This is a genomic window from Stenotrophomonas thermophila (assembly GCF_001499715.1).
GTDB classification, from domain to species: domain Bacteria; phylum Pseudomonadota; class Gammaproteobacteria; order Xanthomonadales; family Xanthomonadaceae; genus Stenotrophomonas; species Stenotrophomonas hibiscicola.
In genome coordinates, this window is the sequence record NZ_CVIW01000007.1 from 1 (window position 1) to 22,055 (window position 22,055).

Annotated in this window: 14 protein-coding genes; 7 read left to right on the forward strand and 7 right to left on the reverse strand. The window is 66.1% G+C overall.

What is annotated here, in order from left to right; translation table 11 throughout:
- Nucleotides 1–33 precede the first annotated feature (33 nt).
- Nucleotides 34–1,107: a protein-glutamate methylesterase/protein-glutamine glutaminase gene (gene cheB / locus BN1263_RS04805; RefSeq protein ID WP_144435324.1), complete on the forward strand. Its 1,074-nt coding sequence runs from the start codon at nt 34–36 to the stop codon at nt 1,105–1,107.
- A 270-nt stretch (nt 1,108–1,377) separates the two neighbouring features.
- Here cheB and acnB read toward each other — a convergent pair whose 3' ends face one another.
- Genes acnB through BN1263_RS04820 form a run of 3 tightly spaced genes read right to left on the reverse strand, consistent with a single transcriptional unit; the run spans nt 1,378 to nt 4,642 of the window.
- Nucleotides 1,378–3,969 carry a bifunctional aconitate hydratase 2/2-methylisocitrate dehydratase gene (gene acnB / locus BN1263_RS04810; protein WP_058979914.1) on the reverse strand — a complete coding sequence of 864 codons (2,592 nt, stop codon included), beginning with the start codon at nt 3,967–3,969 and terminating at the stop codon, nt 1,378–1,380.
- A 43-nt stretch (nt 3,970–4,012) separates the two neighbouring features.
- Complete coding sequence (locus BN1263_RS04815; protein WP_005416402.1) at nt 4,013–4,411, reverse strand: type II toxin-antitoxin system VapC family toxin; 399 nt, start codon at nt 4,409–4,411, stop codon at nt 4,013–4,015.
- Nucleotides 4,412–4,417: 6 nt separating this feature from the next.
- Nucleotides 4,418–4,642 (reverse strand): AbrB/MazE/SpoVT family DNA-binding domain-containing protein, encoded by a 225-nt coding sequence (locus BN1263_RS04820; protein WP_005409505.1) that lies wholly within the window; start codon nt 4,640–4,642, stop codon nt 4,418–4,420.
- A 301-nt stretch (nt 4,643–4,943) separates the two neighbouring features.
- Between BN1263_RS04820 and acnA the strand changes: the two genes are divergently transcribed.
- Nucleotides 4,944–7,697, forward strand: coding sequence for an aconitate hydratase AcnA (gene acnA, locus BN1263_RS04825; protein WP_058979916.1), 2,754 nt, complete (start codon nt 4,944–4,946; stop codon nt 7,695–7,697).
- A 128-nt stretch (nt 7,698–7,825) separates the two neighbouring features.
- On the opposite strand, the gene BN1263_RS04830 is transcribed toward acnA, so the two are convergent.
- Nucleotides 7,826–9,376, reverse strand: a complete 1,551-nt coding sequence (locus BN1263_RS04830) for a BCCT family transporter (RefSeq protein ID WP_058979918.1) — start codon at nt 9,374–9,376, stop codon at nt 7,826–7,828.
- Nucleotides 9,377–9,546: 170 nt separating this feature from the next.
- On the opposite strand from BN1263_RS04830, the gene betI reads away from it, so the two are divergent.
- From betI to rpfF, 5 genes are all read left to right on the forward strand, one after another.
- Nucleotides 9,547–10,137 carry a transcriptional regulator BetI gene (gene betI / locus BN1263_RS04835; protein WP_049395317.1) on the forward strand — a complete coding sequence of 197 codons (591 nt, stop codon included), beginning with the start codon at nt 9,547–9,549 and terminating at the stop codon, nt 10,135–10,137.
- Between the two features lie 38 nt (nt 10,138–10,175).
- A complete protein-coding gene (gene betB, locus BN1263_RS04840) occupies nt 10,176–11,648 on the forward strand; it encodes a betaine-aldehyde dehydrogenase (RefSeq protein ID WP_058979920.1) in 1,473 nt (490 codons plus the stop codon).
- 101 nt (nt 11,649–11,749) lie between these two features.
- Nucleotides 11,750–13,432 carry a choline dehydrogenase gene (gene betA / locus BN1263_RS04845; protein ID WP_021202070.1) on the forward strand — a complete coding sequence of 561 codons (1,683 nt, stop codon included), beginning with the start codon at nt 11,750–11,752 and terminating at the stop codon, nt 13,430–13,432.
- Between the two features lie 226 nt (nt 13,433–13,658).
- Nucleotides 13,659–15,335, forward strand: coding sequence for a long-chain fatty acid--CoA ligase (locus BN1263_RS04850; RefSeq protein WP_019661476.1), 1,677 nt, complete (start codon nt 13,659–13,661; stop codon nt 15,333–15,335).
- A gap of 200 nt (nt 15,336–15,535) precedes the next feature.
- Nucleotides 15,536–16,405, forward strand: coding sequence for a diffusible signal factor synthase RpfF (rpfF, locus tag BN1263_RS04855; RefSeq protein WP_058979922.1), 870 nt, complete (start codon nt 15,536–15,538; stop codon nt 16,403–16,405).
- A gap of 12 nt (nt 16,406–16,417) precedes the next feature.
- Here rpfF and BN1263_RS04860 read toward each other — a convergent pair whose 3' ends face one another.
- The 3 genes from BN1263_RS04860 to lysS form a co-directional block, all read right to left on the reverse strand.
- The gene (locus BN1263_RS04860; RefSeq protein ID WP_080398779.1) at nt 16,418–19,141 is read right to left on the reverse strand and encodes a response regulator; all 2,724 of its coding nucleotides are present in this window, start codon (nt 19,139–19,141) and stop codon (nt 16,418–16,420) included.
- 1 nt (nt 19,142) lies between these two features.
- Nucleotides 19,143–20,282 (reverse strand): cyclic di-GMP phosphodiesterase response regulator RpfG, encoded by a 1,140-nt coding sequence (rpfG, locus tag BN1263_RS04865; protein WP_019661474.1) that lies wholly within the window; start codon nt 20,280–20,282, stop codon nt 19,143–19,145.
- A 205-nt stretch (nt 20,283–20,487) separates the two neighbouring features.
- Entirely contained in the window at nt 20,488–22,002 is a 1,515-nt protein-coding gene (gene lysS / locus BN1263_RS04870) for a lysine--tRNA ligase (protein ID WP_058980000.1), read from the reverse strand.
- Nucleotides 22,003–22,055: the final 53 nt, after the last annotated feature.

The window sequence follows — 22,055 nt, forward strand, 5'->3', positions numbered from 1 at the left end:
GGCCCCGGTCACCGGCGGCGTGGAGTTGTTCGAATGACCCTGACCGGCAACGCCCCCTGCCGGGTCCTGATCGTCGACGACTCTGCCGTCGTGCGGCAGATGCTCACGGAAATCCTGTCCAGCGACCCGGCCATCGACGTGGTCGGCACCGCCGCAGATCCGCTGCTGGCGCGTGAGAAGATCAAGCGCCTGGCCCCGGACGTGATCACGCTTGACGTGGAAATGCCGCGCATGGACGGCCTGGCGTTCCTGGAAAACCTGATGCGGCTGCACCCGCTGCCGGTGGTGATGATTTCTTCGCTGACCGAACGCGGCGCCGACACCACGCTGCAGGCGCTGGCACTGGGCGCGGTGGACTTCGTCTCCAAGCCCAAGCTGGACGTCGCACGCGGCCTGCAGGGCTACGCCGACGAAATCATCGCCAAGGTGAAGATGGCGGCGCGCTCGCGGGTGCGACCGCTGGTGCGCGCGGCCGCCCCGAAGCTCACGCTGGACGCAACGCCGGCAACGCGTGCTGCCTCGCCGCAGTTCCGCACCACCGACCGCCTGATCGCGATCGGCTCGTCGGCCGGTGGCACCGAAGCCCTGCGCGTGGTGCTGGAAGGCATGCCCGCCGATGGCCCAGCCGTGGTGATGACCCAGCACCTGCCGGCCAGCTTCAGCAGTGCCTTCGCCGAACGCCTGGACCGCCACTCGGCCATGGCCGTGCGCGAGGCCAGCGACGGCGAAGCGGTGCTGCCCGGCCATGCCTACCTGCCACCCGGCGGCAAGCACCTGCGCATCATCCGTGACGGTGCACGCTGGCGCTGCCGAGTCGACGACGGCCCAGCGGTGAACCGGCACAAGCCGGCGGTGGACGTGCTGTTCCGCTCGGTCGCGCAGAGCGCGGGTGGCAATGCCATCGGGGCCATCCTCACCGGCATGGGTGACGACGGCGCACGCGGCCTGCTGGAAATGCGCCAGGCCGGCGCGCCGACACTGGTGCAGGACGAGGCCACCAGCGTGGTCTGGGGCATGCCCGGTGCAGCGTTCAAACTCGGCGCCGCTGAGGAACAGGTGCCACTGGAACGGATTGCCGAGCGGCTGCTGGCGCTCGCTCGCGGCTGATAGCGCGCCCCGGCTCAAGGACTCCGCGGGCAGTAGATCCACGCCATGCGTGGATGCCTTTGTAGAGTCGAGCCGCGCTCGACTCATCGCGCATCGCGCGAACAGCTGCCAAGCATGGACGGCGCTACAGGCCATCAGGCAACGAAAGAACCCCCGGCTTTCACCGAGGGTTCTTCGTTTCATCGGGGTGCCGGCCAGCAGCCGACACCCCCATGCGTTGTCCGCTCACAAAAAACCCCCGGCGCAAGCCGGGGGTTTTCAGTTACCGCATCAGGCAGCGACCGTCTTGGCCACGTCCTGATATTCCTCGATCTGGTCGAAGTTCATGTAGCGGTAGATCTCCGCACCATTGGCGTTGATCACGCCGATGTCCGCCATGTACTCCTCCTTGGTCGGGATGCGGCCCAGACGCGAGCAGATCGCGGCCAGTTCGGCCGAGCCCAGGTACACGTTGGTGTTGCGGCCCAGGCGGTTCGGGAAGTTGCGGGTCGAGGTCGACATCGCGGTGGAACCCTCGCGGATCTGCGCCTGGTTGCCCATGCACAGCGAGCAGCCCGGCATTTCCATGCGTGCGCCGGTGGCACCGAAGGTGCCGTACACGCCTTCCTTGGTCAGCTCCGAGGCATCCATCTTGGTCGGCGGGGCCACCCACAGGCGGGTCGGCAGGTCACGCTTGCCTTCCAGCAGCTTCGCAGCGGCACGGAAGTGACCGATGTTGGTCATGCACGAACCGATGAACACTTCGTCGATCTTGGCGCCAGCGACTTCGGACAGGGTCTTCACGTCGTCCGGGTCGTTCGGGCAGGCCACGATCGGCTCGTGGATGTCGGCCAGGTCGATCTCGATGACGGCGGCGTACTCGGCGTCGGCATCCGGCTCCAGCAGCTGCGGGTTGGCCAGCCAGGCTTCCATCTTCTCGATGCGACGCTGCAGCGAACGCGGATCCTGGTAACCCTCGGCAATCATCCACTTCAGCAGGGTGATGTTGCTGGTCAGGTACTCGATGATCGGTTCCTTGTTCAGCCGCACCGAGCAACCGGCGGCCGAACGCTCGGCCGAGGCGTCGGACAGTTCGAACGCCTGTTCGACCTTCAGCTCCGGCAAGCCTTCGATTTCCAGGATGCGGCCGGAGAAGATGTTCTTCTTGCCGGCCTTGGCCACGGTCAGCAGGCCCGACTTGATCGCGTACAGCGGGATCGCGTTGACCAGGTCACGCAGGGTCACGCCCGGCTGCATCTTGCCCTTGAAGCGCACCAGCACCGACTCCGGCATGTCCAGCGGCATCACGCCGGTGGCCGCAGCGAAGGCGACCAGGCCCGAGCCGGCCGGGAACGAAATGCCCACCGGGAAACGGGTGTGCGAGTCACCACCGGTACCGACGGTGTCCGGCAGCAGCATGCGGTTGAGCCAGCTGTGGATCACGCCGTCGCCCGGGCGCAGCGAGACGCCGCCACGGGTGGAGATGAACTCCGGCAGGGTGTGGTGGGTCTTCACGTCCACCGGCTTCGGGTAGGCGGCGGTGTGGCAGAACGACTGCATCACCAGGTCGGCCGAGAAGCCCAGGCAGGCCAGGTCCTTCAGCTCGTCACGGGTCATCGGGCCCGTGGTGTCCTGCGAGCCGACCGAGGTCATCTTCGGTTCGCAGTACGTGCCCGGGCGCATGCCCTGGCCTTCCGGCAGGCCACAGGCGCGGCCGACCATCTTCTGCGCCAGCGAGAAGCCCTTGCCGGTATCGGCCGGCTGCACCGGCAGGCGGAACAGGTCGGTCGGGGCCAGGCCCAGCGCTTCGCGCGCCTTGCCGGTCAGGCCACGGCCGATGATCAGCGGGATGCGGCCACCGGCACGCACTTCGTCGAACAGCACGTCGGACTTGACCTGGAATTCGGCGATCACCTCGCCGTTCTTCAGCGCCTTGCCTTCGTACGGGCGCAGCTCGATGACGTCGCCGTGCTCCATCTTCGACACGTCCAGCTCGATCGGCAGCGCACCGGCATCTTCCATCGTGTTGTAGAAGATCGGGGCGATCTTGCCGCCCAGGCACACGCCACCGGCACGCTTGTTCGGGATGTACGGAATGTCATCGCCGGTCCACCACAGCACGCTGTTGGTGGCCGACTTGCGCGAGGAGCCGGTGCCGACCACGTCGCCGACGTAGGCCACCAGGTGGCCCTTGTCCTTCAGCGACAGGATCTGCTGGATCGGGCCGCGCTTGCCGTCTTCTTCCGGGGTGAACGGCGCGTCGTCGCGCTTGTTCTTCAGCATCGCCAGCGCGTGCATCGGAATGTCCGGGCGGGTGGTCGCGTCCGGTGCCGGCGACAGGTCGTCGGTGTTGGTCTCGCCCGGCACCTTGAACACGGTGACGGTCAGGCTCTGCGGCACTTCCGGATTGCTGGTGAACCACTCGGCATCGGCCCAGCTCTGCAGCACGGCCTGGGCGTTGGCGTTGCCGGCCTTGGCCTTTTCCTGCACGTCATGGAACGCATCGAACACCAGCAGGGTCTTCTTCAGGCCGTTGGCGGCGATGGTGCCGACGCTGGCGTCGTCCAGCAGCTGCACCAGCGGGGCGACGTTGTAACCGCCGAGCATGGTGCCCAGCAGCTCGGTGGCGCGCTCACGGCTGATCAGCGGGTTCTGCTCGCTGCCCAGGGCGATCGCCGCCAGGTACGACGCCTTGACCTTGGCCGCGTCATCGACGCCGGCCGGCACGCGATGGGTCAGCAGGTCGAGCAGGAACTCGGCCTCGCCCTGCGGCGGGTTCTTCAGCAGTTCGATGACATCGGCCGTCTGCTGCGCGCTCAGCGGCAGCGGCGGGATGCCAAGCGCAGCGCGCTCGGCGACGTGGTGGCGGTAGGCTTCCAACATGACAACTCCCGGGTAATGCGTAGGTTGAAATAACAAAGTGGGCTCAGGCGTGCGGCACGATCAGCTTCAGGCCCTTGAAGTAGTCGCGGTAAAACGTGTCGTTCCAGGTGATCAGGCCATCGCACTGCAGCAGTGCGTGGGCGCCGACCATGAATTCGTCCAGGCTGCGGCGGCTGCCGCCACGCTGGCGATGACGGCGGTGCATCTCGCCGGCGCGCAGCGCCGACTTGGCTTCCATCGGGTTGAAGTGCACGCCCATTTCTTCCAGCGCTTCGAGCACCTCGGCGCCGCCGCGCAGCGATGCGCAGACCTCGGCCAGGGTCGCGCCGCAGACCACCACACGGCCACCCACCAGGCTCTGCCGGAGGATGGCCTCCACGGCATCGGCCTGCGGACCATTGCTGAGCAGCTCGACCAGCACCGGTGAATCGACGGCGATCATCACGGCTTATTCCTCGTCACGCACCGCGCGTACCGCTGCGTCGGAGGATTCGAAGCCGTCCAGCGCGAACTTGCCGCGCGCCCGTGAAATGGCATCGTCAACACTCTTGCGCAGGATGATGCGGCTGCCGTCCAGCTCGACCTTCAGCAGCGTGCCCTTGGTCAGGCCGAGGGCATCACGCACCGCCTTGGGCAGGGTGATCTGTCCGCGTTCTGCAACAGTGGCTTCCATCGGTAGGCCCTCCAGAGTATGCACAAATTATACATACTTCCTTGGGCATACTTCCACCCTGAACAGGACCGGCACCCCGCCAGCCCTTGCCTCGCAAAGGATCGGCCACAAACGTGACATACGCCATACAACCTCCCCTGTAGTCTGGAACCGATGCCGCAGGCCGAACCCGGCCCGGGTGAATCCATTCAGTTTCGGGTTCATACTGGAACTTCCGGGGCCAACAGGCCCGCGGCGACCGCAAGCAGGCCCGCCCATGCGCGGGCCACTGCAAGCCATCCGCAAGAAGGAGTTACCCCGCATGAGCGATTCGTTCTCCACCCGCAGCCAGCTGAACGTCGGCGGCAAGACGTACGACTACTTCAGCCTGCCCACGCTGGGCCAGCGCTTCGATATCTCCCACCTGCCCTACTCGATGAAGATCCTGCTGGAGAACCTGCTCCGGCACGAGGATGGCGGCATCACCGTCGGCAAGGACCACATCGAAGCCGTGGCCCGCTGGAACCCGGCGGCCGAGCCGGACACCGAAATCGCGTTCATGCCCGCACGCGTGGTCCTGCAGGACTTCACCGGCGTGCCCTGCGTGGTCGACCTGGCCGCGATGCGCGACGCCGTCGTCAAGCTCGGCGGCAAGCCGGAGCAGATCAATCCGCAGATTCCCTCCGAACTGGTCATCGACCACTCGGTGCAGGTCGATGTGTTCGGCAAGCCCGACGCGCTGGACCTCAACGGCAAGATCGAGTTCCAGCGCAACCAGGAACGCTACGGCTTCCTGCGCTGGGGCCAGAAGGCCTTCGACAACTTCAAGGTAGTGCCGCCCAACACCGGCATCGTGCACCAGGTGAACCTGGAAAACCTGGCTCGCGTGGTGATGACCGCGGAGAAGGATGGCAAAGCCGTGGCCTACCCGGATACCGTGTTCGGTACCGACAGCCACACCACCATGATCAACGGCATCGGCGTGCTGGGCTGGGGCGTGGGCGGCATCGAAGCGGAGGCGGCCATGCTCGGCCAGCCGTCGTCGATGCTGATCCCGCAGGTGGTCGGCTTCAAGCTGACCGGCAAGCTGCCCGAGGGCGCCACCGCCACCGACCTGGTGCTGACCGTTACCCAGATGCTGCGCAAGCTGGGCGTGGTCGGCAAGTTCGTCGAGTTCTACGGTGATGGCCTGCAGCACCTGCCGCTGGCCGACCGCGCCACCATCGGCAACATGGCCCCGGAATACGGCGCCACCTGCGGCATCTTCCCGATCGACGCCGAATCGCTGAACTACCTGCGCCTGTCCGGCCGCAGCGAAGAGCAGATCAACCTTGTCGAGGCCTATGCCAAAGCGCAAGGACTGTGGCACGAACCGGGCAGCCCGCATGCCCAGTACAGCACCACGCTGGAACTGGACATGGGCACGGTGAAGCCGTCGCTGGCCGGCCCGAAGCGTCCGCAGGACCGCGTCCTGCTCGAAGACGTGCAGAAGAACTACCGCGAAGCGCTGGTCGGCCTGACTGCCAACCGTGACAAGCGCAGCGAGGACGTTGCCACCTTCGTCAACGAAGGCGGTGGCGCGGCGGTCGGCAACGAGCAGCTGGCCAAGGGCTTCGCCGACATCGAGATCGAAGGCAGCAAGGTGCGGCTGAAAGATGGCGCGGTGGTCATCGCGGCCATCACCTCCTGCACCAATACCTCCAACCCGGCGGTGATGATCGGTGCCGGCCTGCTGGCCCGCAACGCGGCCGCCAAGGGCCTGAACCGCCAGCCGTGGGTGAAGACCTCGCTCGGCCCAGGCTCGCGCGTGGTCACCGACTACCTGGAAAAGGCGGGCGTACTGAAGGAACTGGAGAAGATCGGCTTCTACGTGGTCGGCTACGGCTGCACCACCTGCATCGGCAACTCCGGCCCGCTGCCGACCGAAGTCAGCGCCGGCATCGCCGCCGGCGATCTTGTGGTCACCTCGGTGCTGTCCGGCAACCGCAACTTCGAGGGCCGCGTGCACCCCGAAGTGAAGATGAACTACCTGGCCAGTCCGCCGCTGGTGGTGGCCTACGCCATCGCCGGCACCACCGACATCGACCTGACCACCCAGCCGCTGGGTACCGGCAGCGATGGCCAGCCGGTGTTCCTGCGCGACATCTGGCCGAGCAACAAGGAAATCGGCGACGTCATCGCCGCCACCATCGGCCCGGAGATGTTCAAGCAGAACTACGCCGATGTGTTCAAGGGTGACACCCGCTGGAACACCATCGCCTCGCCGGACGGCAACCTGTACGCGTGGAGCGACGCCTCCACCTACATCAAGAACCCGCCATATTTCGATGGCATGACCATGCAGACCGGCAGCATCGACGACGTGCACGGCGCGCGCGTGATGGGCCTGTTCGGCGACTCGATCACCACCGACCACATCTCCCCGGCCGGCAACATCAAGAAGGACTCGCCGGCAGGCCGCTTCCTGCAGGCACGCGGCGTGCAGCCGGCCGACTTCAACAGCTACGGCAGCCGCCGCGGCAACGACGACGTGATGGTCCGCGGCACCTTCGCCAACATCCGCATCAAGAACCTGATGTTCGGTGGCGAGGAAGGCGGCAACACCCTGTACTACCCGGCCGACGGCGGCCAGCCGGAAAAGCTGGCGATCTACGATGCGGCCATGAAATACAAGGCCGACAAGGTGCCGCTGGTGGTGCTGGCCGGCAAGGAATACGGCACCGGCTCGTCGCGCGACTGGGCGGCCAAGGGCACCCTGCTGTTGGGAGTGAAGGCGGTCATCGCCGAGAGCTTCGAGCGTATCCACCGTTCCAACCTGGTCGGCATGGGCGTGCTGCCGCTGCAGTTCCGCAACGGCGAGAATGCGCAGAGCCTGGGCCTGGACGGCTCGGAAGTGATCGACATCACCGGCCTGCAGGACGGTGCCAGCAAGCGCGCCACGGTCACCGCCACCAAGGCCGATGGCACCAGGAAGACCTTCGAGGTGTCGGTGATGCTGCTGACCCCGAAGGAAGTCGAGTACTTCCGTCACGGTGGCCTGCTGCAGTACGTGCTGCGCCAGCTGGCCAGCAAGTAACGGAAAAGGGCCGGATCCTTGCGGGTCCGGCCCTTTGCGTTTCTGATGCCCCCTTGTAGAGCCGAGCCTGCGCTCGGCTGCTTCTGCGCCGACAGCAGCCGAGCGTGGGCTCGGCTCTACAGAAGCGCTCACCGGCGCGGTGCGTCCGGGTCGGTGCGCAGCGCCTTCAGCAGGCCCCACATGTAGAACGCCAGGGTGAACGAGAACGGCAGGCCGCACAGCACCACCGCCGTCTGCATTGCGCTGAAATTGCCGGCCAGCAGCAGCCCGACGCTGGCCACGGTGATACCGACGGCCCAGAACACGCGCAGCCAGATCGGCGCGTCATGGCCATCTTCTACGCCATCGTCAACACGACGGGTGCACAGGTTGGCGATCATCAGCGTGCCCGAATCGACCGGGGTCAGGAACAGCACGAAGCCGATCACCACCGCGGCACCGGCCACGTACGGCGCGGCGGGCAGGTATTCCAGCAGCTTGAACAGCGTCATCGCCGCATCGTGCTGGGCCACGTCGCCCAGGATCGCCTGGCCATGGTTGAGGACCAGGTCGATGGCGGTGTTGCCGAAGATCGACAGCCACGCCAGGGTGAAACCGAGCGGGATGAGAAGCACGCCCATGACAACTTCACGGATGGTGCGTCCCCGCGAGATGCGCGCCACGAAAAGGCCGACGAACGGCGCCCAGGCGATCCACCAGGCCCAGTAGAACAGCGTCCACGAGCCCATCCACTCACGCCCCTTCGGGTCGTTGAGGTACATGTCGAAACTCTTGCGCACGAACGCACCGAGGTAATCGCCGGTGTTCTGGATCAGGCCATCGAACAGGTGCAGGGTCGGGCCGGTGACCAGCACGAACAGCAGCAGGCCGCACAGCAGGCGCACGTTGAGGTTGGAGAGCCAGGCAATGCCCTTTTCCACGCCTGCAACCACGCCGATGGTGGCCACCACCATCATCACCAGCACGATCGCCACCAGCACCTGCGGCGTATCCGGGATGTGGAACAGGTAGACCAGGCCGGACTGCACCACCAGCGCGCCGATGCCGAGGTTGGTCACCATCGAGATCAGCGTGGCCAGGATGCCGAAGCCATCCACCATGTCGCCGATGCGGCCATGGATGCGCTCACCGAAGACCGGGTACAACGCAGAGCGCAGCGCCAGCGGCAGGTCCCGGCGATAGGCGAAATAGCCCAGTGCCACGCCGACCAGCGCATACAGCGCCCAGCCATGCAGGCCCCAGTGCAGGAAGGTCAGCACCATCGCTTCACGGCCGGCGGCCACGGTGCCGCCGGGCTGCCCGGGTGGATTGAGGAAATGATCCAGCGGCTCGTAGGCGCCGTAGTACAGCAGCGCGATGCCGATCCCGGCCGAGAACAGCATCGAAACCCAGGCGACATAGCCGAAGGCCGGTGATTCCTCGTTGTGGCCCAGGCGGATGCGGCCGTACGGCGAGAACGCCAGCCACAGCACGAAGCCCAGGCACAGCACGATCAGCAGCATGTACCACCAGCCGAACGCGGCCGACACTTCGGCCTGCGCCCATTGCAGCCAGTGCTCGCTGCCTTCGGGATAGAGAACGGTGAGCAGCCCGAGGATGCCGATCGACACCGAGGAGCTGAGGAAAACAAAACGGTTCAAGCGCAGGGGCGAACGCTTGGGATGAGCCAGGGAAGACATGGGGTCGTCTCATCAAGTCCGAGGGAGCACATGGGCGGGGCCGGACCGGTAAACCGGGCCCATGGCGTGGGGCGCGAGCGCATCCTAGGGTTTATTGATTGAACGTTCAATCAATAAAAAGCATAATGGCGGGCAGCCCGATCCTTCGGGTCGCAAACCGTGGAGAGACAATGCCGAAGAAAGGCGTGGAACCGGTACGGCGCGAGCAGCTGATCCGGGCCACTTTCCAGACCATCGACGAGATCGGCATGGCCGATGCGACCGTCGCCACCATCGCGAAGAAGGCGGGCTTGTCCAGCGGCATCGTCGCCCACTACTTCGGCGACAAGGACGGCCTGCTCAATGCTGCAATGCGGCAGATCCTGCGCGAACTGAAGGACGCCGTCGCCCGCTACCGCGCCGACGCCAGCGACGACCCGCGCGAGCAGCTGCGCGCCATCGTCGATGGCAACTTCGACGACAGCCAGATCAACGGCACCGCCATGCGCGTCTGGCTCACCTTCTGGGCCGCGAGCATGCACCAGCCGGAACTGGCCCGGCTGCAGCGCGCCAACGACCAGCGCCTGTTCTCCAACCTCTGCCACCAGTTCAACCGCCTGCTGCCCCACCCGCAGGCCCGCCTGGCCGCCCGCGGCCTGGCCGCGATGATTGATGGCCTGTGGCTGCGCGGCAGCCTGGTCGGCGGCCAGTTCAATGCCGAGAAGTCCCGGCGCATCGCTTACGGCTACATCGACTTCCAGTTGCAGGCTGCCGCGCTATAAGCGCTTCAGCACCCGCCCCCTTCCAAGGAGTACGCCCCATGACCACCCTGCCCGTCCAACAGCTCTACATCCACGGCCAGCGCGTCGATGCCACCAGCGGCAAGACCTTCAAGACCGTCAACCCGGCCACCGGTGAGGTGATCGCCGAGGTGCAGGTCGCCAGCCAGGCCGACGTCGAGCGCGCCGTGCAGAGCGCGGCCGAGGGCCAGAAGGTGTGGGCGGCGATGACGGCCATGGAGCGTTCGCGCATCCTGCGCCGCGCCGTCGAGCTCCTGCGCGAGCGCAACGACGAACTGGCCCAGCTGGAGACTCTGGACACCGGCAAGGCGCTGGCCGAAACCACCACCGTGGACATCGTCACCGGTGCCGACGTGGTCGAGTACTACGCCGGCCTGGCCACCGCCATCGAGGGCATCCAGCTGCCGCTGCGCGAATCGAGCTTCTTCTACACCCGTCGCGAGCCGCTGGGCGTGGTCGCCGGCATCGGCGCCTGGAACTACCCGATCCAGATCGCCATGTGGAAGTCGGCCCCGGCCCTTGCTGCCGGCAACGCGATGGTGTTCAAGCCCTCCGAAGTGACCCCGTTGACCGCGATCCGCCTGGCCGAGATCTACACCGAAGCCGGTGTGCCGGCCGGCGTGTTCAACGTCGTGCAGGGCCCGGGCCGCGAGATCGGGCAGTGGCTGACCGAGCACCCGGTGATCGAGAAGATCTCCTTCACCGGCGGCGTCGCCACCGGCAAGAAGGTGATGGCCAGCGCCGCGTCCTCGTCGCTGAAGGAAGTGACCATGGAGCTGGGCGGCAAGTCGCCGCTGGTGATCTGCGATGACGCCGATCTGGACCGCGCGGCCGACATCGCGGTGATGGCCAACTTCTTCAGCTCCGGCCAGGTCTGCACCAACGGCACCCGCGTGTTCGTGCCGCGCAGCATGCTGGCCGCATTCGAGGCCGCCGTCGTCGAGCGCGTCAAGCGCATCCGCATCGGCGACCCGATGGACGCCGAGACCAACTTCGGCCCGCTGACCAGCTTCCCGCACATGGAAAACGTGCTGCGCTACATCGAGAGCGGCAAGGCCGAGGGCGCCCGCCTGCTGACCGGCGGTGGCCGTGCCACCGAGGGCGCGCTGGCCAATGGCGCCTACGTGCTGCCGACCGTGTTCTCCGACTGCCGCGATGACATGACGATTGTCCGGGAAGAGATCTTCGGGCCGGTGATGAGCATCCTCGCCTACGACGACGAGGACGAAGTGGTGCGCCGCGCCAACGACACCACCTTCGGCCTGGCTGCGGGCGTGGTCAGCAAGGACATCAGCCGCGCGCACCGCATCATCCACCGCCTGGAAGCCGGCATCTGCTGGATCAACACCTGGGGTGAATCGCCGGCCGAAATGCCGGTCGGTGGCTACAAGGAATCGGGCGTCGGCCGTGAGAACGGCATCTCCACCCTCGGCCACTACACCCGCATCAAGTCGGTGCAGGTCGAGCTGGGCGACTACGCCAGCGTGTTCTGACCGGCGCGCCGCAAGCGCGCACCCTCGTCCGGCCACCGCGCCGATCCGACATTCCGCCGCGACGCCTGCATGCAGCGCGCCGCGGCCTGCAGGAGACACCCATGAGCACCCATAACGAGTACGACTACATCATCATCGGCGCAGGCTCGGCCGGCAACGTGCTGGCCACCCGCCTCACCGAAGATGCCGATGTCAGCGTGCTGCTGCTGGAAGCCGGTGGCCCGGACTACCGGTTCGACTTCCGTACCCAGATGCCGGCGGCGCTTGCCTTCCCGCTGCAGGGCAAGCGCTACAACTGGGCGTACAAGACCGATCCGGAGCCCTTCATGAACAACCGCCGCATGGACTGCGGACGCGGCAAGGGCCTGGGCGGCTCGTCGCTGATCAACGGCATGTGCTACATCCGCGGCAACGCGATGGACTATGACAACTGGGCCAGCATGCCGGGCTTGGAGGATTGGACCTACCTGGACTGCCTGCCGTATTTCCGCAAGGCCGAAACCCGCGACATCGGCCCCAATGACTACCACGGTGGCGACGGCCCGCTGCGCGTGACCACGCCGAAGGCCGGCAACAACGAGCTGTTCGCGGCGATGGTCGAAGCCGGCGTGCAGGCCGGCTATCCGCGCACCGACGACCTCAACGGCTACCAGCAGGAAGGCTTCGGCCCGATGGACCGCACGGTGACCCCGAAGGGCCGTCGCTCCAGCACTGCCCGCGGCTACCTGGACCTGGCCAAGCCGCGTCCGAACCTGACCATCGTCACCCACGCGCTGACCGACCGCATCCTGTTCTCGGGCAAGCGTGCGGTGGGCGTGCAGTGGCTGCACAACGACCAGCCACAGCGTGCCACCGCCCGCCGCGAAGTGCTGCTGTGCGGTGGCGCCATCGCCTCGCCGCAGATCCTGCAGCGCTCGGGCGTCGGCCCGGCCGACCTGCTGCGCAGCCTGGACATCGACCTGGTGCACCACCTGCCAGGCGTCGGCGCCAACCTGCAGGATCACCTGGAGATGTACCTGCAGTACGAATGCAAGAAGCCGGTGTCGCTGGCGCCGGCACTGAAGCTGTACAACCAGCCGGCGATCGGTGCCGAGTGGCTGTTCCTGGGCACCGGCATCGGCGCCAGCAACCAGTTCGAGGCCGGCGGCTTCATCCGCAGCGACGCCGAATTCGACTGGCCGAACCTGCAGTACCACTTCCTGCCGGTGGCGATCAATTACAACGGCTCCAACCCGATCAAGGCGCACAGCTTCCAGATGCACGTCGGTTCGATGCGCTCGCCCAGCCGCGGCCGCATCCATGTGCGTTCGAAGGATCCGCGCGAACATCCGAGCATCCTGTTCAACTACATGTCGCACGAGCAGGACTGGCGTGAGTTCCGCGCGGCGATCCGCATCACCCGCGAGATCTTCGCGCAGCCGGCGCTGGCACCGTACAGCGGCCGCGAGATCTCGCCGGGCAGCGCGCTGCAGACCGACGCGCAGATCGACGCATTCGTGCGCGAGCATGCCGAGACCGCCTACCACCCGTCGTGCTCGAACAAGATGGGCCATGCCGATGACCCGATGGCGGTGGTCGACGGCCAGGGCCGCGTGCACGGGCTGGAAGGCCTGCGCATCGTCGATGCCTCGATCATGCCGCAGGTGGTGACCGGCAACCTCAACGCGCCGACCATCATGATGGCCGAGAAGCTGGCCGACGTGATCCGCGGCCGCACCCCGCTGGCCCGCAGCACCGCGCCGTATTACAAGGCCAACGGTGCACCGGTGCGCAAGCAGGGCTGAGCCAGCCGCACACCTTGAAACACCCGCCGGGCATGGCCCGGCGCTACCAGGCGCGTCCTGCCTTCGGTAGCGCCAGGCCATGCCCGGCGCCGTTTGACGCGTTCGCACAATGCGCCACGCAAACCCCTCTTCGCGTTTTCCCTACGGCGGGGTATGCTGCAATGAACGGCCATTGTCGATACGCTCGGGGCCGAACCTAATACATCACGATTCCTGGAGGGGGAATATGAGTCTGGATCGTCCCTGGCTGCAGAGCTATCCGAAAGGCGTTCCCGCCGAAATCGACGTCAACGAGTTCCATTCGGTAGCTTCGGTCTTCGACGCTTCCGTCGCGAAATTCCGCGACCGTCCCGCCTACTCCAGCTTCGGCAAGGTCCTCACCTATGGTGAGACAGACGCGCTGGTCACCCAGTTCGCCGCCTACCTGCTGGGTGAGCTCAAGCTCAAGAAGGGTGACCGCGTCGCCCTGATGATGCCCAACTGCCTGCAGTACCCGGTGGCCACCTTCGGCGTGCTGCGCGCCGGACTGACCGTGGTCAACGTCAACCCGCTGTACACCGCGCGCGAACTCAAGCACCAGCTGGTCGACGCCGGCGTCAGTGCGCTGGTGGTGGTCGACAACTTCGGCGACACCGTCGAACAGGTCATCGCCGATACGCCGGTCAAGCACGTGGTCACCACCGGCCTGGGCGACCTGCTCGGCGCCAAGGGCGCGATCGTCAACTTCGTACTGAAGTACGTCAAGAAGATGGTGCCCAACTACCACATCAAGGGCGCCGTCCGCTTCAGGCAGGCGCTCAAGCTGGGCAGCCGCCACGCGCTTCCGCCTGTCGAGATCGACCACGACGACATCGCCTTCCTGCAGTACACCGGCGGTACCACCGGCGTGGCCAAGGGCGCGATGCTGACCAACCGCAACCTGATCGCCAACATGCAGCAGGCGTCGGCGTGGCTGTCCACCTCGGGCATCGAGCCGGGCAAGGAAGTGATCATCACGGCCCTGCCGCTGTACCACATCTTCGCGTTGACCGCGAACGGCCTGGTCTTCATGAAATTCGGTGGCTGCAACCACCTGATCACCAACCCGCGCGACATGAAGGGCTTCGTCAAGGAGCTCAAGGGTACCCGCTTCACCGCCATCACCGGTGTCAACACGCTGTTCAACGGCCTGCTCAACACCCCCGGCTTCGACGAGATCGACTTCTCCTCGGTCAAGTTCACCCTGGGCGGTGGCATGGCCGTCCAACGTGCCGTGGCCGAACGCTGGAAGAAGGTCACCGGCGTGACCCTGGTCGAGGCCTACGGCCTGACCGAGACCTCGCCGGCAGCCTGCATCAATCCGCTCACCCTGCCCGAGTACAACGGCGCCATCGGCCTTCCAATCCCGTCCACCGATGCCTGCATCAAGGACGACAACGGCAACATTTTGGCGCTGGGCGAAGTGGGTGAACTGTGCATCAGGGGCCCGCAGGTGATGAAGGGCTACTGGCAGCGCCCGGAGGAAACCGCCACCGCCATCGACGCCGACGGCTGGCTGCACACCGGCGACATGGCGAAGATGGACGAACAGGGCTTCTTCTACATCGTCGACCGCAAGAAGGACATGATCCTGGTGTCCGGCTTCAACGTGTACCCGAACGAGGTCGAGGACGTCATCGCGATGATGCCCGGCGTGCTGGAAGTGGCTGCGGTCGGTGTCCCGGACGAGAAGTCCGGCGAGGTCGTGAAGGTCGTGATCGTGAAGAAGGACCCGAACCTGACCGCGGAAATGGTCAAGGAACATGCCCGGGCCAACCTGACCGGTTATAAGCACCCCAGAATCGTAGAATTCCGAAAGGAGCTGCCGAAGACCAACGTCGGCAAGATTCTCCGTCGCGAGCTGCGTGATACGCCCGCCCAGTAAGGGTTTCCGGGCAACACGACAGTACAGGGGACCCCGCCGGAGACGGCGGGGTCTTTTTGTTGCCGGAACATGGCCGGCCCGGCGCTTGCGGGCGGTTCACGACGGGTGCATAGAATCAGTCGCCGCCGCATGTTCAGCTCGCCCCCTCACTCCTCTCCGTCCGCTCTGCGGTTGGCCGGACGGTCACACGGAGAACTCCCATGTCTGCAGTACGCCCCATCATTACCCGTCCCTCGCAGCACCCTACCCTGCGTATCACCGAAGAACCCGAGCGGGACGTTTACTGGATCCATATGCACGCCAACCTGGTCAACCAGCCAGGCCGGCCGTGCTTCGCCTCGCGCCTGGTCGATGACATCGTCGACTACCAGCGCGAACTGGGCGATCGCCTCAGCGCCTCGCACGCTCTGTCACCCCATGTCGTACTTGCCTCGGACAGCGACGTGTTCAACCTGGGCGGCGATCTCGAACTGTTCTGCCGCCTGATCCGCGAGGGCGACCGCGCCCGCCTGCTCGACTATGCCCAGCGCTGCGTGCGCGGCGTGCATGCCTTCCATGCCGGCCTGGGCACCCGTGCCCACAGCATCGCCCTGGTCCAGGGCAATGCACTGGGGGGCGGCTTCGAGGCCGCACTGAGCTGCCACACCATTGTCGCTGAGGAAGGCGTGTTGATGGGCCTGCCGGAGGTGCTGTTCGACCTGTTCCCCGGCATGGGCGCCTACTCCTTCCTGTGCCAGCGGATCAGTCCGCGACTGGCGGAGAAGATCATGCTGGAAGGCAACCTCTACACCGCCAGCCAGCTGAAGGAAATGGGCCTGGTCGACATCGTGGTGCCGGTGGGCGAAGGTGTTGCCGCAGTCGAACAGGTGATCAAGGAAAGCCGACGCATCCCGCACGCCTGGGCGGCGATGCGTGAGGTCAACGAGATCGCCACCATGGTGCCGCTGCATGAAATGATGCGGATCACCGAGATCTGGGTAGACACTGCAATGCAGCTCGGCGAGAAATCCCTGCGCACCATGGATCGGCTGGTACGGGCGCAGCCCCGACGCAATGGCGACCCGGCCTGATCGTCTGGCGGGTCAGGACGGGCTGCGCTCGCTGTCGTCGCGGTGCGGTGCCCCCGCACTACGGGCAGCCAACGCATTCCTGCCGTTGCGCAGAGCGGTCGCCAGGTTGCTGAGGCGGGCGCTCCATTCACCCTTCAGCTGCCAGTCCACCATGCGCATGATTTCGCCACTGGAGGCGGCAACCTGGACAAGCCCCAGGTTGCTCGCCACGCCACGCAGCGCGTGGGCGTGCTCGCGGAAATCCTCCCACGCCTGGCGCTCGCCGCAGCCCTGCAGCTGGCCCATGCTCGCGTCGACGTCCGCCAGGCATTGGTCGATGAACTTGCGTTCGAAGCCATCGCCCATGCCCAGCGACGCCAGCTCGTCCAGCACCGCGGTATCGAGCACGCCATCGCCGACCGGCAATGCAGGCACCGACTGGATGCCGGGCTCGGCGCGGGTGTTGGCGGCGACATCGGCCAGCACTTCCAGCAGGCGGGTGGCCACCACTGGCTTGGCAAGGAAGGCGCGGGCGCCGGCCTGCTCACAACGCAGGATGGACTCGGGGGTGACGTCTGCGCTCAGCACCATGACCGGAACGTAAGGCATGCCGCTGGCCTGCATCACCCGCAACTGCTTGAGCAGATCCAGTCCGCTCATGCCGGGCATGTGCAGGTCGACGATCGCTGCGTCGTAACTGGCCTGCTCCAACGCATCGAGCACTTCGGCGCCGCCGTTGACGCAGGTGACCTTGTGGCCGGCCTTCTCCAGCAGCCGCTGCAGCACCATGCGGTTGGCCTCGTGATCGTCGGCCACCAGGACCCGCAGGCTGCGCACCCGTGCACGATGGCGCAGGAAGGGGTTGGAAAACGCGATGACATTGCCGGCTTCAGCCACCTCGGACGGAACCGCCGGGGCTGATGCGGTCTCTGCGACGTCCAGCGTGATCTCGACCCAGAACACGCTGCCGCGCGGGCTGTTCGGTACATAGCCGACCTGCCCCCCCATCGACTCGACCAGGCCCTTGGCAATGGCCGTGCCCAGGCCGGTGCCCTCATGGCGACGGGCCAGGCCGACATCACCCTGCTCGAAGGCATTGAACAGGCGCCCACGCAGCGCCACCGGCACGCCGATGCCGGTATCGACGATCTCGAATCGCAGGCGCATCCGTTGGCTGCCCGGCGCGTCCGGGCTCGACACGCGCAGATGCACGTAGCCGCTGTCGGTGAACTTGACCGCGTTGCCCATCAGGTTCAGCAGGATCTGCTGCAGATGCCCGGCATCACCCAGCAGGCGCGGCGGCACGTTGTCGTCCACCTGCACGCGATAGTCCAGCGACTTGGAGCGGGTCTGCGGGGTCAGGATCAGGTTGATCGCCTGCAGCACGTCGGCCAGTGCGAACTCGTGCGACTCCACGCGCACCTTGCCGGCTTCGATCGCGGAGATGTCCAGCACCTCTTCCACCAGCGCCAGCAGGCTGCGGGTCGAGGCCTGGATGGTGTTCAGGCACTCGCGCTGTTCGTCGTCCAGGCGGGTGGTGGCCAGTACTTCGGTCATGCCCGCCAGCCCGTTCAGCGGCGTGCGGAACTCATGGCTCATGTTGGCCAGGAAGCGGCTCTTGGCTTCGTTGGCCTGGCGCGCCTCGGCCACCGCCCGGGTCAAGGCATGCAACAGCGAATCGAAGTACAGCGGAATCGCGCCCAGGCCCAGCAGCAGGCCCCAGCCCAGATAGTCGTGGCTGCGCCAGTAGGGCGACAGCATCACCGTGCACAGGAACGCCAGGCAGCCCATGGCCGTGGCCACGCGCAGGTAGGTGCTGCCGTAGCGCATGCCGTTGCCGATCGTGACCCACAGCATCACCGCATACAGCGGTGCGGCCGGCTCGCCCTGGATCGTCATGATCCAGGCCATGCAGGTGTAGTCGGTCAGCATGCCGATCACCCGGCGCACATGCGACACGCCCGGATTGACCAGGATCGCGGCCAGCAGGCCTGCGGAAATGGTCAGCTCGAAGGCGAGGATCAGCCACGTCGCAGTCAGCGCCTCACCGCCACCGCTCAGCGAGCGCCAGCCGAGATAGCTGATGAACAGCGCCGTGATGATGATGCGGATCAGGTTCTGCGCGTGCTCGCTGTCCTCGCGCCCGGACAGGCGCTGCTTGAAGCGGGCCAGCAGCGAGCGCTTGTCGGAGCCAGTGGCGGGCGTCGTATCCATGGTCGGATGTCGCATCCTTCGGCGCAGCAGGGAGGAGCAGCACAACGGTACCGCCAACAGCCCCAGCCACAGTGAAACCGCCAGGCCCAGGTTGGCCTGCCAGTAAGGGGTCAACAGCACCGTAGTGCCGAAACTGGCCATGGCCAGCACGACGGCAGCGGCCAGGTACCACGGCCCGAAGCGCAGGCCGTTGCCCACTGTCACCCACATCACCACCCCATACACCCACGCCAGCGGCTCACCCATCTGGATCATGCCGATCGCGATCAGTCCGTAATCGGCCAGCATCCCGGCCACCCGTCGCGGGTCCGAGCGCTGCGGCCTCCACAGCAGCCAGCCGAACAGCAGCAGCGACAGGCCCAGGCCGGTCACTACCGTTGCCAGCACGCCCTGGTACTGATCCAACCGGTGCAGGCGGGCACCGGACAGCAGAACATAGATCAGGATCAGCGAGATCAGCACCACCCGCACGATCGCCTGGCCATGTTCCGAATCCGGACGCTGCGCCAGCCGACGCTTCACGCGTGCGAACAGGTCCTGCATGTCACCCACCCGGTCGCGTCGATGCCGTCGAGTGCTGGGCGCAGATGTCCATCAACTGCTGGCGGCCGCGCATCAGCGCATCCACGCAGCGTGGATCGAACAGGCGGCCACGCTGTGCGTACAGATAGGCCAGTGTGGCTTCCATGGTCCATGCTTCCTTGTACGGACGGGGTGAGATGAGTGCGTCGAAGACATCGGCGACAGCAACGATCCGCGCTTCCAGCGGGATCGCTTCGCCGACCAGGCCGTCGGGATAGCCGCTGCCGTCATAGCGCTCGTGATGGCGCAGCGCAATGAGCGCGCCCACCTGGATGAAACGGTTCTGGCTGCCACTGAGCAGCTCGTGGCCGATGCGTGGATGCCGGCGCATGATCGCCAGCTCCTCGTCATTGAGCTTGCCCTGCTTGAGCAGCACCGCGTCGGGAATGGCGATCTTGCCCATGTCATGCAGCGGTGCGGCCATCTCGATCAGGCGCACGTCGTCTTCGGGCAGGCCCAGCTGCTCGGCAATCAGCCCCGCCACGCGCGCCATGCGTTCGAGGTAGGCACTGGTGCCGGCATCACGGAACTCGATCGCCCGTGCCAATCGCGACAGGGTCTCGCGTTCGCGTTCCTCGACCTCGTGCATGCTGGCCAGCAGGCGCTGCTCCAGCGACAACGCGCGCTGCTTCACGTTCTCGGTCTGCTGGCGCAGCTGCAGCAGGTTGTAGCAGCGCGCGCGCAGTTCGCGCGGGCGGATCGGCTTGACCAGGAAGTCGATGACCCCCGCTTCCAGCGCCGCCTGCCGGATCGGCTCGTCGCCGACCACGGTGATCAGGATCACCGGGATATCGCGGTGCTTGGGCAGGCGACGGAAACGGCGGGCGAACTCCAGCCCGTCCATCTCCGGCATGCGGTAATCGAGCAGCAGCAGGTCGACCGGGTGCGCCTCGCACCAGGCCAATGCGGTCAGCGGATCGCCGAAGTCATGCACGCTCAGTTCCGGCGCGATGTCTTCGATGACGTGACGCAGCATCGTCCGCGCGGACGTCTGGTCGTCAACAATGACGATGTTCAACGCGTACTCCGCCTGGTTTCTCGACCATGCTGGATCATCAGCAGGCGAGGATACCCTGCCGCTGCGAACGCTCGCACCCTGCATCGGCCCGACTCCCGTGTCATGCGTCCCGGTTCATGATCGTCATCACATTGTGAAGCGGACTCTCCACAATGCGCACTCCCCCCGGCGCCGATCAAGCCATAACAGACGTCAAGGTAGTGCATTAACGATACGCCGAGTGCGGGAGGCGTCAATCGCGCCGTCTCATTTCGCGACGGCGCGCACAAACAGGGGTCAAAAAGACGACTTACTGCTCCGGACGCATGTACGGGAACAGCAGCACGTCACGGATCGAGCTGCTGCCGGTCAGCAGCATCACCAGGCGATCCACGCCGATGCCGAGGCCGCCGGTCGGGGCCATGCCGTACTCCAGCGCACGGATGTAGTCGGCGTCGTAGTGCATCGCCTCGTCGTCGCCGCCTTCCTTCGCGGCCACCTGGGCCTGGAAACGCTGCGCCTGGTCTTCCGGGTCGTTCAGTTCGGAGAAGCCGTTGGCCAGCTCCTTGCCGTTGACGAACAGCTCGAAGCGATCCGTGTAACCCGGGTCGTTGTCGTTGGCACGAGCCAGCGGCGAGACCTCCACCGGGTGGTCGGTGATGAAGGTCGGCTGGATCAGGGTGTGCTCGACCGTGGCCTCGAAGATCTCCAGCAGCAGCTTGCCCCAGCCGTAGGACGGCTTGACGCGGATATTCAGGCGCTCGCAATGGCGCAGCAGCGCGTCGCGGTCGGTGCAGTCGGCGACGGAAATCTCGGGGTTGTGGTGGCGCACCGCCTCGTCCATGCGCCAACGGCGGAACGCCGGGCCCAGGTCGATCTTCGCCCCGTCCCACTCGACCTCGGTGCTGCCGTTGACGGCCTTGGCCACGTCACGGATCACGCCTTCGGTCAGGTCCATGATCTCGTTGTACGTGGCGTAGGCCTCGTACAGCTCCATCATGGTGAATTCCGGGTTGTGGCGGGTGCTGACGCCTTCGTTGCGGAAGTTGCGGTTGATCTCGTAAACGCGCTCCAGGCCACCCACGGTCAGGCGCTTGAGGTACAGCTCCGGCGCCACACGCAGGTACAGGTCCAGGTCCAGCGCATTGTGGTGGGTGGTGAACGGCTTGGCCGCCGCGCCGCCGGGGATGTAATGCATCATCGGCGTCTCGACTTCCAGGAAGTCGCGGCTGTCCAGCCAGGCGCGCATGGCGCGGATGATCTTCGAGCGCTTGATGAACACCGCGCGCGATTCCGGGGTCACGATCAGGTCGACGTAGCGCTGACGATAGCGCTGCTCGACGTCGGCCAGGCCATGCCACTTGTCCGGCAGCGGGCGCAGCGACTTGGTCAGCAGGCGGATCGATTCGGCCTTGACCGACAGCTCGCCGGTCCTGGTGCGGGTCAGGCCGCCTTCGACGGCGATGATGTCGCCCACGTCCCAGCCCTTGAAGGCGGTATAGGCATCGCCCAGCACCGTGCCCTGCAGGAACAGCTGGATGCGGCCGGACTCGTCCTGGATCTGGGCGAAACTGGCCTTGCCCATGATGCGCTTGGCCATCAGGCGGCCGGCCATCTTCACCTGGCGGCCATTGCCTTCCAGCGCCTCGGCGGTCCACTGCTCGGCATCGGCGAACTCTTCCTGCAGGCGGCCGGCGAAGTCCTCGCGACGGAAATCGTTCGGATACGCGATGCCCTGCCCACGCAGCGCTTTGAGTTTCTCACGGCGCTCGGCGATCAACTTGTTTTCGTCGACGGGGGGGTATCGGTAGCTTCGCTCATGGATCTGCGGGAATCGTGTAGTGAGGGGGATGCAGCGCCCGGCACAGCCGGTTGCCC

Coding starts and splice junctions, on each gene's coding strand:
- cheB (WP_144435324.1), top strand. CDS start 34: ATGACCCTGACCGGCAACGCCCCCTGCCGGGTCCTGATCGTCGACGAC.
- acnB (WP_058979914.1), bottom strand. CDS start 3,969: ATGTTGGAAGCCTACCGCCACCACGTCGCCGAGCGCGCTGCGCTTGGC.
- BN1263_RS04815 (WP_005416402.1), bottom strand. CDS start 4,411: ATGATCGCCGTCGATTCACCGGTGCTGGTCGAGCTGCTCAGCAATGGT.
- BN1263_RS04820 (WP_005409505.1), bottom strand. CDS start 4,642: ATGGAAGCCACTGTTGCAGAACGCGGACAGATCACCCTGCCCAAGGCG.
- acnA (WP_058979916.1), top strand. CDS start 4,944: ATGAGCGATTCGTTCTCCACCCGCAGCCAGCTGAACGTCGGCGGCAAG.
- BN1263_RS04830 (WP_058979918.1), bottom strand. CDS start 9,376: ATGTCTTCCCTGGCTCATCCCAAGCGTTCGCCCCTGCGCTTGAACCGT.
- betI (WP_049395317.1), top strand. CDS start 9,547: ATGCCGAAGAAAGGCGTGGAACCGGTACGGCGCGAGCAGCTGATCCGG.
- betB (WP_058979920.1), top strand. CDS start 10,176: ATGACCACCCTGCCCGTCCAACAGCTCTACATCCACGGCCAGCGCGTC.
- betA (WP_021202070.1), top strand. CDS start 11,750: ATGAGCACCCATAACGAGTACGACTACATCATCATCGGCGCAGGCTCG.
- BN1263_RS04850 (WP_019661476.1), top strand. CDS start 13,659: ATGAGTCTGGATCGTCCCTGGCTGCAGAGCTATCCGAAAGGCGTTCCC.
- rpfF (WP_058979922.1), top strand. CDS start 15,536: ATGTCTGCAGTACGCCCCATCATTACCCGTCCCTCGCAGCACCCTACC.
- BN1263_RS04860 (WP_080398779.1), bottom strand. CDS start 19,141: ATGCAGGACCTGTTCGCACGCGTGAAGCGTCGGCTGGCGCAGCGTCCG.
- rpfG (WP_019661474.1), bottom strand. CDS start 20,282: ATGCAGGGTGCGAGCGTTCGCAGCGGCAGGGTATCCTCGCCTGCTGAT.